This is a genomic window from Cupriavidus sp. 05T42 (assembly GCF_056396345.1).
This window is the reverse complement of record NZ_JBFTLH010000009.1, coordinates 226,554-240,238: the sequence shown is the minus strand read 5'-3', so window position 1 is coordinate 240,238 and position 13,685 is coordinate 226,554. Positions and strand designations below refer to the sequence as shown.

The 13,685-nt window shown below is 67.6% G+C and carries 11 protein-coding genes; 3 read left to right on the top strand and 8 right to left on the bottom strand.

Annotation, left to right across the window (positions count from 1 at the left end; genetic code table 11):
- Nucleotides 1-140: 140 nt before the first annotated feature.
- Nucleotides 141-2,342, top strand: coding sequence for a TonB-dependent siderophore receptor (locus AC1EJR_RS15190; RefSeq protein ID WP_477147293.1), 2,202 nt, complete (start codon nucleotides 141-143; stop codon nucleotides 2,340-2,342).
- Nucleotides 2,343-2,492: 150 nt separating this feature from the next.
- Nucleotides 2,493-3,695 carry a formate-dependent phosphoribosylglycinamide formyltransferase gene (gene purT / locus AC1EJR_RS15185; protein ID WP_092293231.1) on the top strand — a complete coding sequence of 401 codons (1,203 nt, stop codon included), beginning with the start codon at nucleotides 2,493-2,495 and terminating at the stop codon, nucleotides 3,693-3,695.
- 24 nt (nucleotides 3,696-3,719) lie between these two features.
- Here the strand turns inward: purT and AC1EJR_RS15180 are convergent, their stop codons facing one another.
- The 8 genes from AC1EJR_RS15180 to AC1EJR_RS15145 form a co-directional block, all read right to left on the bottom strand.
- Nucleotides 3,720-4,793 carry an NAD(P)-dependent alcohol dehydrogenase gene (locus tag AC1EJR_RS15180; RefSeq protein WP_092293229.1) on the bottom strand — a complete coding sequence of 358 codons (1,074 nt, stop codon included), beginning with the start codon at nucleotides 4,791-4,793 and terminating at the stop codon, nucleotides 3,720-3,722.
- Between the two features lie 143 nt (nucleotides 4,794-4,936).
- Nucleotides 4,937-6,235 (bottom strand): mechanosensitive ion channel family protein, encoded by a 1,299-nt coding sequence (locus AC1EJR_RS15175; protein ID WP_477147292.1) that lies wholly within the window; start codon nucleotides 6,233-6,235, stop codon nucleotides 4,937-4,939.
- 92 nt (nucleotides 6,236-6,327) lie between these two features.
- Entirely contained in the window at nucleotides 6,328-7,515 is a 1,188-nt protein-coding gene (locus tag AC1EJR_RS15170; protein WP_092293225.1) for an HD-GYP domain-containing protein, read from the bottom strand.
- Between the two features lie 43 nt (nucleotides 7,516-7,558).
- Entirely contained in the window at nucleotides 7,559-8,272 is a 714-nt protein-coding gene (locus tag AC1EJR_RS15165) for a hypothetical protein (RefSeq protein ID WP_441591028.1), read from the bottom strand.
- The gene (locus tag AC1EJR_RS15160) at nucleotides 8,269-8,910 is read right to left on the bottom strand and encodes an SCO family protein (RefSeq protein WP_477112926.1); all 642 of its coding nucleotides are present in this window, start codon (nucleotides 8,908-8,910) and stop codon (nucleotides 8,269-8,271) included. Before AC1EJR_RS15160 ends, AC1EJR_RS15165 begins: the two co-directional genes overlap by 4 nt.
- Before the next feature lie 46 nt (nucleotides 8,911-8,956).
- The gene (locus tag AC1EJR_RS15155) at nucleotides 8,957-9,568 is read right to left on the bottom strand and encodes a c-type cytochrome (RefSeq protein WP_441644199.1); all 612 of its coding nucleotides are present in this window, start codon (nucleotides 9,566-9,568) and stop codon (nucleotides 8,957-8,959) included.
- Between the two features lie 45 nt (nucleotides 9,569-9,613).
- Nucleotides 9,614-10,216: a cbb3-type cytochrome c oxidase subunit II gene (locus tag AC1EJR_RS15150; protein ID WP_092293219.1), complete on the bottom strand. Its 603-nt coding sequence runs from the start codon at nucleotides 10,214-10,216 to the stop codon at nucleotides 9,614-9,616.
- A 3-nt stretch (nucleotides 10,217-10,219) separates the two neighbouring features.
- Nucleotides 10,220-11,836: a cbb3-type cytochrome c oxidase subunit I gene (locus AC1EJR_RS15145; protein WP_092293345.1), complete on the bottom strand. Its 1,617-nt coding sequence runs from the start codon at nucleotides 11,834-11,836 to the stop codon at nucleotides 10,220-10,222.
- Nucleotides 11,837-12,159: 323 nt separating this feature from the next.
- Here AC1EJR_RS15145 and pdxR point away from each other — a divergent pair, with 323 nt between their 5' ends.
- Complete coding sequence (gene pdxR / locus AC1EJR_RS15140; protein WP_477147291.1) at nucleotides 12,160-13,668, top strand: MocR-like pyridoxine biosynthesis transcription factor PdxR; 1,509 nt, start codon at nucleotides 12,160-12,162, stop codon at nucleotides 13,666-13,668.
- Nucleotides 13,669-13,685 lie beyond the last annotated feature (17 nt).

Genomic DNA, 13,685 nt, shown 5'->3' with positions numbered 1-13,685 from the left:
CGCAAAAACACCACAAAAGACCGTCATCGCACGGGCTTTTCCTTGACGGCGCAACGCTCGGCTAGGATCATTCGTGTTTTCACATTAACGCGAATCGTTCGCATTCCCGTTAGTATTCGCACCTACGAGCCAACATAACAATGACTTCCTGCTTGCCCAATGCCGCGCGCCGGCAGCACGCGCCGTCGCGCGTGCGCCCTCTGGCCGCTTTCGCCCGGATGGCTGTCCTGACCGGATTCCCGCTGTGTGGCGTCGCCTTCGCCCAGACCACGGAGCCGGCGGCAGCCGCCCCGTCCGAGCAGGCGCTGCCGGCCGTKACCGTGAGCGCGGCGCAGGAAATCGAGATTGGGCCGCAGTTGAAGAAGAAGGCCTCCGGCGGCGCCCTGGGCAGCCGCCCGCAGCTCGACACGCCGTTCTCCACGACCATCGTGACCGGCGAAGACCTGGCCGACCGCCAGGTGACCAAGATCGGCGACGTGTTCTTCAACGACGCCTCGGTCTCCGACAACAGCAACGCGAATAACGCGTGGGCGGCGTACACCACCGTGCGCGGCCTGCAGCTCGACTGGCGCAACGCGTACAAGATCAACGGCATGCCGTTCATCAGCTACGGCCTGACGCTGCCCTACGAACAGCTCGAACAGGTGGAACTGCTCAAGGGCGCCTCCGGCTTCATGTACGGCTTCGGCAACCCGGGCGGCACGATCAACTACGTGACGAAGCGCCCGACCGACCAGTTCACGGCCAGCGTGGAACTGGGCTACCGCTCGTCGCACGTGTGGACCGAGCACGTCGACGTGGGCGGCCGCGMCGGCCCGGACAACATGTTCGGCTACCGCCTGAACCTGACGCACGAGGAAGGCAAGCCCAGCAATGCCGTGGGCATCAACCGTAATTCGGTCTCGCTGGGCCTGGACGCACGCATCACGCGCGACCTGACCTGGACCTTCGACGGCATCTACCAGGACCGCAACACCTGGGGCGCCACGCCGACGTTCTACACCGGCCAGATCCCCGCCGGCGGCCAGCTCCCGGGCGTGGTCAGCGGTCGCGGCGGCCTGTACGCCGGCCCGGACGCGCACTTCTACTCGAACCTGCAGGTGTACCAGACCGGCCTGCGCTACCGGCTCAATGACGACTGGACCGTCAGCACGACCTACAGCTTCAGCAAGCAGTCGCGCAGCCGTAACGAAACCACGCTCAACCTGCAGAACGGCCTGGGCGACTACACCGACTTCCGCTACGACGGCGCCGAAAGCCAGCAGTTCACCAACTGGACGTCGATGGTCGAAGGCAAGTTCCGCACCGGCCCGTTCCGCCATGAACTGGTGGCCGGCCTGAGCTGGCAGAAGCAGATCGACCGCTACAGCACCAACTCGGTCTACACGCAACTGGCCGACGGCAATATCTACGCCCCGTACACCGGCGTGTACTACAGCCAGACCGGCTTCAACAAGTACCGCGCCGGCGACACCGAGCAGAAGTCGGCGTTCGTCAGCGACACCATGTTCCTGACCGAGCAATGGTCGGTGCTGGGCGGCCTGCGCGTCACCAACTACGAGCAGAACGGCTACGGCTTCCCCGGCACCACGGGCGGCAACACCAACTTCACCAAGAACGGCCTGATCACGCCCACCGCGGCGATCATGTTCAAGCCGATGCCGAGCACCACGCTGTACGCCAGCTACGTGGAGTCGTTCGACGGCGGCGGCATCGTCTCGTCGTTCTACTCGAACGCCGGTGCCGCGCTGACGCCGGCCAAGAGCCGCCAGTACGAAGTGGGCGCCAAGACGGACCAGGGTCTCTGGACCGGTACGGCGGCACTGTTCCGCATCGAGCAGCGCACGGAATTCGGCCGCAACGACGGCGGCTCCCTGCCGGTCTTCGTCCAGGACGGCAAGTCGATCTACCAGGGTGTGGAGCTGGCCGGCAGCACGCGGATCGGCTCGCAGTGGGAAGTGGGCGGCAGCGCGATGTACCTGGACAGCTCCTACGACCAGGGCCAGCTGAACATCGGCAACCGCGTGGCCGGTGCGCCGAACTGGATCCTCACGGGCCGGATCAGCTACCGCATTCCGTTCGTGCCGGGCCTGAAGGTGGGCCTCGACGGCAAGTACACGGGGACGACCAAGGTCCGCCCCGAGGGCGACCTGACGGCGGGCGGCTACACGGTGTTCAACCTGGGCGCCTCGTACAACACCCGCGTGGCGGGCAAGGAACTGACGCTGCGCGCAGCGTTGACCAACCTCGCCAACAAGCGCTACTGGGGCTTCCAGTACGCTGGCTACGTCCAGCCGGCGGACCCGCGCGCCATCAGCCTGACGGCGAAGATCGCGTACTAAGGCGCGCACCCGTCGCGTACTGCGGCGATTACGCCACATGTGAAACGCCCTGCCCTGGCAGGGCGTTTTGCTTTGCGGCAGGTTGGAGCGCCGATCCTGCCCGTATACAATCGCGGTCTTTATCCGTTCACCCCAGACMTCCGCCCCGCCATGACCACCCTCGGAACGCCCCTCTCCCCCTCCGCCACCAAAGTGATGCTGCTCGGCTCCGGCGAGCTCGGCAAGGAAGTGCTGATCGCGCTGCAACGGCTGGGCGTGGAAACCATCGCCGTGGACCGCTACGAGAACGCGCCGGGCCAGCAGGTGGCGCACCACGCCCGCACCATCACCATGAGCGATGGCGAGCAACTGAAGGCGCTGATCGAGGCCGAGCGCCCGGACCTGGTGGTGCCCGAGATCGAGGCCATCGCCACCCCGATGCTGGAGGCGCTGGAAGCCGCCGGCGTGGTCCGCGTGATTCCGACCGCCCGCGCCGCACGGCTGACCATGGACCGCGAGGGCATCCGCCGCCTGGCCGCCGAAACGCTGGCCCTGCCGACCAGCCCGTACAAGTTCTGCGACTCGCTCGAGGAACTCCAGGCCGCCATCGACGGCGGCATCGGCTACCCGTGCGTGGTCAAGCCGGTGATGAGCAGCTCCGGCAAGGGCCAGAGCAAGATCGACGGCCCCGAGGGCGTCAAGGCTGCCTGGGACTACGCCATGGCCGGCGGCCGCGTGAGCCACGGCCGCGTGATCGTGGAAGGTTTCATCGACTTCGACTACGAAATCACCCTGTTGACCGTGCGCGCCGTGGGCGCCGATGGCCAGGTGGAAACGCAATTCTGCGAGCCGATCGGCCATGTGCAGGTCAGCGGCGACTACGTGGAAAGCTGGCAGCCCCACCCGATGCACCCGAAGGCCCTCGCCACGGCGCAGCACATCGCCCGCGCGGTGACGGCCGACCTCGGCGGCCAGGGGCTGTTCGGCGTGGAACTGTTCGTCAAGGGCGAGCAGGTCTGGTTCAGCGAGGTCAGCCCGCGTCCGCACGACACCGGCATGGTGACGATGATCACCCAGTGGCAGAACGAGTTCGAACTCCACGCCCGCGCCATCCTCGGCCTGCCGGTCAGCACGGCGCTCAAGAGCCCCGGTGCCAGCGCCGTGATCTACGGTGGCGTGGAAGCCCAGGGCATCGTCTTCGACGGCGTGGACGACGCCCTGCGCGTGCCGCAGACCGAGCTGCGCCTGTTCGGCAAGCCGGAAAGCTTCGAAAAGCGCCGCATGGGTGTGGCGCTGGCCTACGCCGAAAATGTGGACGTGGCCCGCGAGCGTGCCAAGGACGCGGCCAGCCGCGTCAAGCCACGCAAGGGCTGACCGGCCGAGCCGGTTTGACGCCGGTCAAGGCGTGATGGCGACCTTCAGCACGCCGTCACGCTGATTCGAGAACAGGTCGTACGCCTCGACGATGCGAGACAGCGGGAACCGGTGGGTCACCATCGGTCCGAGATCGAGGCGATTGGTCTCGATCACCTGCATCAGCCGCCGCATCCGCTCCTTGCCGCCCGGGCACAGCGACGTCACGATGCGATGGTCGCCCAGCCCGGCGGCGAAGGCATCGAGCGGAATACGCAGGTCGCTCGAATAGACGCCCAGGCTCGACAAGGTGCCACCCGGCTTCAGCACGCGCAGCGCCGCCTCGAAGGTGGCCTGCGTGCCGAGCGCCTCGATGGAGGCGTCCACGCCCCGCCCCCCGGTCAGGCGCAGGATCTCCGCCACGACGTCCACCTTGCGGAAGTTCACCACGGCATCCGCGCCCATCTTCTGCGCGATGGCCAGACGCTCGTCGAGCCCATCCACCACGATAATCATCCCCGCGCCGCACAGCCGCGCGCCAGCCGTGGCGCAGAGCCCGATCGGCCCCTGGGCGAAGACCGCCACCGCATCGCCGATCTTGATGTTGGCCTGCTCCGCCCCGGCAAAGCCCGTGGACATGATGTCCGGGCACATCAGCACCTGCTCATCGGTCAGGCCATCCGGAATCGGCGAGAGGTTCGCCTGGGCATCGGGCACCAGCACGAATTCGGCCTGCGTGCCGTCGATGGTGTTGCCGAAGCGCCAGCCGCCCATCGGCTTGTAGCCATGGCCGTGCGCCTGGCCGTCCTGCGAAGGCCGCCCGTCCTGGCACGCATAGGAATGGAAGCTCGGACAGATCGCCCCGGCAATCACGCGCTGGCCCACCCGGTAGCCCGTCACCACGCTGCCAAGCTTCTCGATCACGCCGACCGGCTCATGGCCGATGGTCAGGCCCGGCTTGACCGGATATTCACCCTTGAGGATGTGGACATCGGTGCCGCAGATCGTGGTCGTCGTGATGCGGATCAACGCATCGGTCGGCCCCACTTCCGGAATCGGCTTTTCCCGGAGTTCGATCTGTCCGGGTCCCTTGAAGACCAACGCTTGCATGCTTGCCATGACGCACTCCCGACGGTTGTCGCAGATAAACAGGCTAGGCGATGGGACAAGGACATGCCAATCCGGAGCCGGGTCATCTGCGCGCGGGTTGATCGCGTGCAAGCTTGCTGCAAAGTCTGAAGCTTCAGATCAAGKAAACGCCGTTACGCCCGCGCGTCCGCCGCCGCCACGGCAAGTGCCGCATGCTGCGCGCCGAGCACCGGATTGGCCCGCAGCCCGCTCAGGTCCGCACCGGACGGCGCCTGGTACAGCCGCAGCCCCAGTTCCGGCAGGATCGCCAGCAGGTGGTCGAAGATATCGCCCTGAATGCGCTCGTAGTCCGTCCAGCCGGTCAGCGTGGTGAAGCAGTAGACCTCGATGGGAATGCCCTGCGAATCGGGCTCCATCATGCGCAGGTTCAGCAGCAGGTCGTGGTGGATTTCGGGATGGGCACGCAGGTAGGCCATGCCGTAGGCGCGGAATGTGCCCACGTTGGTCAGGCGGCGCCGGTTCACCGGGTCGTCGTCCGGGCCGCTCAGGGTGAGGTTGGTCTGCGCCACCTGCGCCTGCTTGATCTCCAGGTAGTCGTGCAGCAGCCGGAAGCGCATCAGCGCGTGCAGTTCCTCGTCCTCCAGAAAGCGCACGCTGGTGGCGTCGATGCGCAGCGTCCGCTTGATCCGCCGCGCGCCGGACTCGAACATGTGCCGGTAGTTGCGGTAGCTCTCCGAGAACAGCTTGTAGGTGGGCACCGTGGTCACGGTGTTGTCCCAGTTCTTKACCTTGACCGTGTGCAGCGCGATGTCCATGACGAAGCCGTCGGCATTGGACTGTGGCATCTCGATCCAGTCGCCGATGCGCAGCATGTCGTTGGTGGTCAGCTGCGTGCTGGCCACCAGCGACAGCAGCGTGTCCTTGAAGACCAGCAGCAGCACCGCCGAGAGCGCGCCCAGGCCGGAGAGCATCCAGAGCGGCGAGCGGTCGATCAGGATCGACAGCACCAGCACGCCGCAGATCAGCCACAGCGCCAGCTGGGCGATCTGCACATAGCCCTTGATCGAGCGCGTCTGCGCGCGCTGGCTGCCCGCGAACACGGTCTGCCAGGCCGAGAACACCCCGGACAGCATCAGGAACACGCTGACCCACGTGCCGGCATGGGCCAGCCGCTCGATCAGTCGCGAGAAACGGCCGAGGTTGGGCACCTCGCCGATGCCAAGCGCGATCACCGCCAGGAAGATGGCGTAGCCGAGCCGGCGGTAGATGCGGTGGCGCAGCAGCGCCGCGGCCCAGTTGCGGTGGCCGGACAGGCTGAGCACGCGGTAGACCAGGCGGCCCGCCACGCGCGCGATCAGCCACTGGGCCAGCGCGGCGATCACGCCGAGCKCCAGCACATAGAGCGCGATCTGGGCCGAGGGATGGGCGGGAAGGCGTTGCTGGAACAGGTCCAGCAGGGCATCGAAATTCATGCGGCAGGCAGGTCGGTCATCAAACAAGCGCCAAGTGTACTAGCCCCGCGTGTGTCTCCCCTCTCCCGCTTGCGGGAGAGGGGAAAACCTGCTCACCCGTGCGGCGCGTACATCGCCATCAGCTGCTCGTCGGTGTAGCCCCACTGGCGCGCGTCCTCGAACGCCACCACGGTGTCCTCGCTCTGGGACAGGTCGATGACCTGCGGCGGCACCGCCTGGGACGCCGCCACGTTGTAGAACGTCATCACGCGGGGCCGCAGCGGCTCGTCCTCGTTCTGGCCGCACACCACGCCCAGCCGGCTGGAGCGCAGCCGCAACACCGTGCCGAGCGGGTAGATGCCCACCGTCCGCGTAAACGCCTTGAAGACCCGGCGGTCGAACAGCGTGTCCACGCGCACGGCGATGTACTCCACCGCGCGCGCCGGCGCCCAGGCCTGGTGATTGGGCCGGGGCGAGGTCAGCGAGTCATAGGTATCGCAGATCGCCGCGATCTTGGCGTGCACGCTGATCTCGTGCTCGACCAGCCCGAACGGGTAGCCGCGCCCGTCCACGCGCTCGTGGTGGTGCACGCAGACGTCGAGCGGGATATTGGTATACAGGCGCGCCTCGTTGAGGATGCGGTAGCCCGCCGACGGATGGCGGCGCATCTGCTCTTCCTCGGCCGGCGTCAGGTCGGTGGCCTTGTGCAGCAGCGAATCGGGCAGCGTCAGCTTGCCGATGTCGTGCACCAGCCCGGCCAGCCCGAGTTCGCGCACCTCGCCATCGGGCAGCTTGAGCGTGCGGCCCACGGCAATCATCAGCGCACACACGGAGAACGAGTGCAGGTAGGTGTAGTCGTCCTTGGCCTTGAGCCGCGCCATGGCCAGCAGCGCCTGCGAATGGCGCGACAGCGACAGCGACGCCGAATCCACCAGCAGCAGTGCCCCGGCGGTCTCCAGCGCGCGGCCCATGCGCACATCGCTGAACATGTTGCCGACCAGAGAGCGACCACTCTTGATCAGCTCGCGCGCGCGTTCCAGTTCTTCCTCGAAACTGGCCTCGGGCTCGTCGTCGGCGAGATCGGCCTCCATCATCTCCGGCGCGGCCGGCGTGGGGAGGTTGCGGCCCTTGAGGATGTCGATCCACACATCCTGCACGTTGGCCGACTGGATCTGCGTGACCTGGTCGTCGCTGGTGACGAGGAAACGCGAGCGCCAGAACGGGTGGTTGATCCAGGGTCCGCCCAGCCTGGCCACGAACATGCCCACCTGGAGCTGTTCCGCGCGAATTCTTCTCAGCATGCACTTGCCCCTTGAAATGGGTGCGGATGTCTCCGCGAACCCGTCAATCCGGGGCTCTGTCAGGCCCCTTGTCCGGTGTCGCGGTCGTTGCCGCGGCACGCAGTTGTTGTTTGCGACCCAGTTGTGTAAGACCCTTTTGGCCCGCGTTAACGGCAAACGCCGGCCGATCTTTAGTGGTTTCTTCGGATTCTTCCGAATTCGACCATCCCGCGCGACGCACCACCCAGGCCAGCAGCCAGACCCCAACCCCGGCCGACCCCGCCACCAGCCCGACGCCGGCCATGCGCTGGTCGTCGATCAGATAGCTCGCGCACAGGCGCGCGGGTGCGTCGACGAAGAGCATACCGAAGGTCAGGCCCATCCAGACCATGTTGCCGCCGAAGAACAACACCAGCGGCCACGCCGCCACGCGGAGCGCGATGCCGGTTGACAAGCCGGCCACGAACACCGTAGCGAATTTGGCGGCATTGACCATCGGCGACAGGCGCGCGAGGTCCAGTGCAATCGGCAGCATCCACAGCCCGTAGCCGAGCGCCGCCACCACCAGCAGACTCAGGGCGTGCGGCCGCAGCGCCGCCATCGTCCGGGCCTGCCAGCGCACCGGGGCCACCCGCGCGGACAGCCAGCCAGCGGCGAACACGGCCGGCAGCAGGCCCAGCATCTGCAGGGCCATCGAGGCTTCCAGGGGCTCCCGCAGCGGCGGGACGGCCAGGACGATCAGGACGGCGATCAACGCCAGGAATCGGACGACTCTCATCGCCCCACTCCGCCCGCCGCCGCATGGCGCAGGGCCAGCGCATAGGCCGCGTGGAAGTCTTCCAACTCGAAACTGCCCAGCACCACCCCGTGCGCATCCACCACCTGCAGGCCGCCGTTGTGGACGAAGCCACCGAAGCCGTCCGGAATGGCGATGATGTCGGCCTCGCGCAGCAGCGCTTGCATGGCGACGGGCGCGTCCGGCGCAGCCACCCGCCATTGCGGCGGCCGTGCACCATGCTCGCGGGCGTAGCTGGCGAGGTCGGCGCCGGTATCGCGCGGGTCGAAAGACAGCGAGATCAGGCCGATCCGGCCCGCCATGCCGTCCGCCTCCACCTGGCGCGATAGCTGGGCGAAGGCGACCCCGAGCGCGCGGCACACGGTCTGGCAGCGGGTGTAGATGACATCGACGAGATAGACGGTGGGGGCGCCTGCGGCTGGTCCTGCGGCTGGTAGTTCGCCGAAAAACCTCTGCGGCTGGCCAAGCTGGTCATGCACCGCGATGGGCGGCAGGCGCATCTCGTGCGCGGCGATGCGCGCCTCGCGGCGCTGGTCGAGCGTCCAGGCGGTCAGGCCATGCGTGATGGCCCAGAGAGTGATGCCGCCCAGTACCAGCACCAGACCGAAAACCGCGCGCACAGCCAGAGACCCGCGCGGGCGCGCGGGCCGAACACCGTGTGCGAGGCTAGCCACCCGGGCTGCCGAGCGCCGCGTCACCATCGAACGGCGCCGCCATGGCGGCCGTCTGGGTGCGTGCGGCGGCGACGGCTTCCGCCGTTACCGGGCCAGCGGTATTGCCCCACTGGCTGCGCACATGGGTCAGCACGGCGGCAATTTCGGCATCGGACAACTGGTCCGCGAAGGCCGGCATCGCCCCGTTGTAGGCCGTGCCCTTGACGGTCAGCTTGCCGGTCACGCCGCGCAGCACGATAGACGCCAGCCGCGCCTCCTGCCCCACCACCCACTCCGAGCCCGCCAGCGGCGGGAACACGCCCGGCAAACCCTGCCCGGTGGCCTGATGGCAGGCCACGCAACGGGCCTGGAACACCGCCGCGCCATCCACGGTGCCGCCGCCGGCGCCCTTCGGCTTGCCTTTCAGGTCCGCCAGGGTGCGGCTGTCGCCCAGCGACGAGGGCTGGTCGCTTTCGGACGTCACGATATAGAACGCCCCCCACGCCACCAGCGCGGCCACCATGGCCAGCACGTAGCGGGGAATCGGCGCGCGGTTCTCGTGCGGATCGGCATTCTCGCGGGCACGCGCCGCGGCGGCCTGACGTTCTTCCGATGGATCTGCCATCTGTTTCCTCTGCGGATGCGCTTATCGGGTGCTTATCGCGGGTGCTTATCGCGGGTTCGACTCGCTACCTTCGGGCGGCAACACCGCCCCGGTGCGGTTCAGCGACTGGAGATAGGCCACCAGGTCAGACGCGGCGGCGGTCGGCACCACCACCTTGCCCGGCGGTGCGTAGCCCGGGGGCAGCGTCACCGGCTTGTCGCCCGGCTCCGGCGCGTCCTTCACATCGAACAAGTACGGGTAGCTGGGCATGATGCTGCCGCTCACGTAGGCGCGCGGCTGGTACAGGTGCCCGAGGTGCCAGTCGGCGCCGGGCTGGCGCACGCCAATGTTCATCAGGTCCGGCCCGGTGCGCATGGTGCCCAGCAGGTGCGGCTTGTCGTAGTAGTAGTCGCCGGCCACGGCCACGCGACCCCAGCCGCGCTTGGCGTCCGGCGCGTAAGAACTGTCGCGCGGCTGCTGGGAATGGCAGTAGATGCAGCCGTTGGCGATATAGACCTCCCGCCCGCGCAGCTGCGCGGCGGTATAGGGCTTGGTGCCTTCGGTGGGCTTGACGTCCTGGAGTTGCAGATACGGCAGGACGACCAGCGCGCTGGTGGCCAGCGCCAGCATGGTCATGCCCCCCGCCAGCAGGGCGCTTTCATTGTTCACGGTTCAGACTCCCTCGGCAGGTTTTTGGCCCGACTGGCCCGTTTTGCGCAGGCGGCCCTGGTGGAACAGCGCCGGGCGGTCACGATTCGGCCCGAAGCCAAAGACCGCGCAGACGAAGTTCGTCACGAAGAACAGATGGCCCGTCAGCATCATTGCCCCGCCCAGCGAGCGGGCGCGCAGGTACGGCAGGGTCACGGCGACCGAGTCCATGAACGGGCGCGCCGCGTCCAGCATGGCCAGCCCCTGCAGCCAGCCGCCAATGCTCAGGAAGACGAAATAGATGCCGATGCCGCCCGCCGCGAGCCAGAAGTGCATGTAGATCATCCAGCGGTACGGCCATTCGCGGCCGGTCACGCGCGGCACGATGAAGTACAGCGCGCCGAAGAAGGCGAAGCTGACGAACGCGTACAGCCCCAGGTGGGCGTGGGCCACGGTGTAGTGCGTGAAGTGGGCCACGCGGCTCACCGTGCGCAGCGCCTCGAACGAGCCCTGGATGGAACTCAGCGTGTACATCATCCCGCCGAAGGTGATGAAACGCAGCGTCGGCGAGTCGATCAGCCGGCGGAAGTTGCCGCGCAGCGTCTGGTGCTGGTTGATGGAGAACGCGACCACCGGAATCAGCATCATCATGCTCTGCACGATGGACAGCGTAATCAGCCACCCCGGCACCGGCCCGCCMACGAGGTGGTGGCCGCCCACCTGCCCGTAGAAGAACGCCAGCGCCCAGAAACCCAGCAGCGAGAGCCCGTACGACCGGACCGGCTGGCCGATGATCTTGGGCAGGAAATAGTAGATGGAAGCCAGCGCCAGCGGCGTGTAGAACAGCCCCAGCACGTTGTGGCCGAACCACCAGTTCATGGTGGCCTGCTCTACGCCGAAGTGCACGCCCGGCACGTTCGCCACCAGGAACAGCACCGGGAACCAGAACAGCGCGCAGCCCATGTACCAGACCGACACGTAGAGGTGATCCACCTTCCGGTTGACCAGCGTCAGCACCAGCGGCAACCCCACGAAGGCGCCGCCGATCACGAACAGGATGTCCACCTGCCAGGGAATCTCGAGCCACTCCAGCCCATCGGAAATCCCCGCGCCGATGCTGCCGATGCCGGCAATCAGCCCCGCATTCCACACCGCCGCCCCCAGCACCGCCCAACGGGCGCCGACCAGCGCCGTCTTGAGCAGCCGGGGCAGCAGGAACAGGGCGATGGCCAGCCCGGCCATCGGCGCCCAGCCGTAGGCCACGGCGTTCAGGTGGATGGTGCGGATGCGGCCAAAGGACAGCCAGGGCACGCTGGCGAGCAGGTCCGGTTCGTGCAGCTTGATCGAGGCGGTGAGCCCGGCCATCGACGCCACCACCAGCCACACCATGGCGCAGCAGATGAACAGGAACACGACTGGCGCGGAAGATGCATCGGCGGCATCGCGGGAGGGATCGTCCAGCCCGGGCGTCAGGTGCGCCGAGGCAGGATCCTCGGGGTGCCCGGTCTCGCCGTCGGCAAAGATCACCCGCGCGGCGGCTGGCGAAGTATCGAACAGGCCCTTCTGCATGCTCCAGATAAAGGCCGCCAGCGCGATCACGGAAAGCAGGAACGCGGAGAGCAGAATGGCGATGGTATTCATGGCATTGCCGGCAGGCATGAGATGAGTCCTGCGCAGATTACGCACGGKGCGGATAGGCGCCCATAGCCACTTCCTGCGTTTTTTGGGTGACCACCGCCGCCTCAGGTTGCAGGCGCGATACGCGCAGGGGGCGCGCAGCGGGTACTGAATCGAGGCACCGATGGGAGCCCGCCCCCTGGAGAGCGCCGCGCCGGTCCCCGCCCCCGCAGCGTGGTTTTTTGTCGAATTACCTTAAATTGCATCAAAGATGCAACTTAACTAGAATGGCGGCAGCGCCTGCCTGCGCGCGGTTTTCCGACCGATGACTCGCCCCCGCCCCCATCATGAACGTCCACTTGAGCATTGAAGGCCGCCACGGCCTGGCCAGTCAGATTTATCGCCAGTTGCGCGCCGGTATTCTCGACGGCCGGCTGGCCGCTGGAGAGCGGCTCCMGTCGACGCGCGAACTTGCCACGCAACTCGGTGTTTCCCGAAAGACAACACTCGATGTCTTCGAACGGCTCACCGCCGAGGGCTATCTGCGCTCGCGCACCGGCGAGGGCACCTTCGTGGCGGCGGCCATGACGCGGCGCGGCAACCTGCCCACGCACGCCACGGCCTTGCAGCCGGCCGACGCGCTCTGGGAATCGATGCCGGACGCGCTGCCGATCCGCCAGGAGGGCGTCTCCCCGCAGTACGACTTCATGGGCGGCGTGACCGAAAAGCGGCTGTTTCCGTTCGACCAGTGGCGCCGCTGCGTGAGCCATGCGATACGCGTGCAGGCGCGCGTGCCGGCAGGCTACCGGGATCCGGCCGGCGAGCGGGAGCTGCGGCTGGCGGTGTCGCGCTACCTGGCCTTCAGCCGCGCCGTGGTCAGCAACTGGCACGACGTGATCATGACCCAGGGCGCCCAGCAGGCGCTGACCCTGCTGGCGCGGGTGGTGCTGCGGCCCGGCGACGTGGTGGCCATGGAAGACCCCGGCTATCCGCCCGCCCGCATGAGCTTTACGGCGGCGGGCGCCCGGGTGGTGCCGGTACCGGTGGATGCGGATGGCATCGTGGTCAGCGCCCTGCCCGCGGACGCCCGCATCATCTATGTCACCCCCTCGCACCAGTTCCCGCTCGGCATGCCGATGAGCCTGGAGCGCCGGCTGGCGCTGCTCGACTGGGCGCAGCGGCGCGGCGCGCTGGTGGTGGAGGACGACTACGACGGGGAATTCCGCTTCGAGGGCCGGCCGATGGACTCGCTCAAGAGCCTCGACCATGACGACGTGGTCGCCTATGTCGGCACATTCTCGAAGACTATTTTTCCGGAACTGCGCATCGGCTACGTGATTCCGCCCGCCCCGCTGGCGCAGGCGCTGTGCCGGGCCAAGCAGACCAGCGACTGGCATAGCTGCACCCTCACCCAGACCGCGCTGGCCAAGTTCATGCTCGACGGCTATTTCGCCAAGCACCTGCGGCGCATGCACAAGGAGTACGCGGCGCGGCGCGCGGCGCTGCTGCGCTGGCTCGATCTCGACCTGTCGCCCTGGCTGGCCCCGCTGCCGGCGTCGGCCGGCATCCACCTCGTGGCCGAAATCCGTCCGGTCGGCCTGAAACAGGCTGACGAAGCCGCCTTTATCGCCCGGGCCGGGGCGGCGTCGATCGGGCTCTACGGCGTCAGCGGCATGTTCGCGGGGCGGCCACCGCGCCCCGGCGTGCTGATGGGCTACGGCGGCCTCAGCATCGAGGAGATCGACGCGGCCATGCAGCGGCTGCTGGACACACTCCACGGCCGGGCGGTGTTGCCGGGGGCTGTGCATCTGTTGCCCAGCCAGCATACGCGGCCGGGCCGGGCCGCTATACCTTGAAAAATTCGGCAATCTGC

What these genes read in the sequence shown, in the direction of transcription:
- purT (WP_092293231.1), top strand. Translation starts at nt 2,493, where the DNA reads ATGACCACCCTCGGAACGCCCCTCTCCCCCTCCGCCACCAAAGTGATG.
- AC1EJR_RS15170 (WP_092293225.1), bottom strand. Translation starts at nt 7,515, where the DNA reads ATGCTGAGAAGAATTCGCGCGGAACAGCTCCAGGTGGGCATGTTCGTG.
- AC1EJR_RS15180 (WP_092293229.1), bottom strand. Translation starts at nt 4,793, where the DNA reads ATGGCAAGCATGCAAGCGTTGGTCTTCAAGGGACCCGGACAGATCGAA.
- AC1EJR_RS15165 (WP_441591028.1), bottom strand. Translation starts at nt 8,272, where the DNA reads ATGAGAGTCGTCCGATTCCTGGCGTTGATCGCCGTCCTGATCGTCCTG.
- AC1EJR_RS15155 (WP_441644199.1), bottom strand. Translation starts at nt 9,568, where the DNA reads ATGGCAGATCCATCGGAAGAACGTCAGGCCGCCGCGGCGCGTGCCCGC.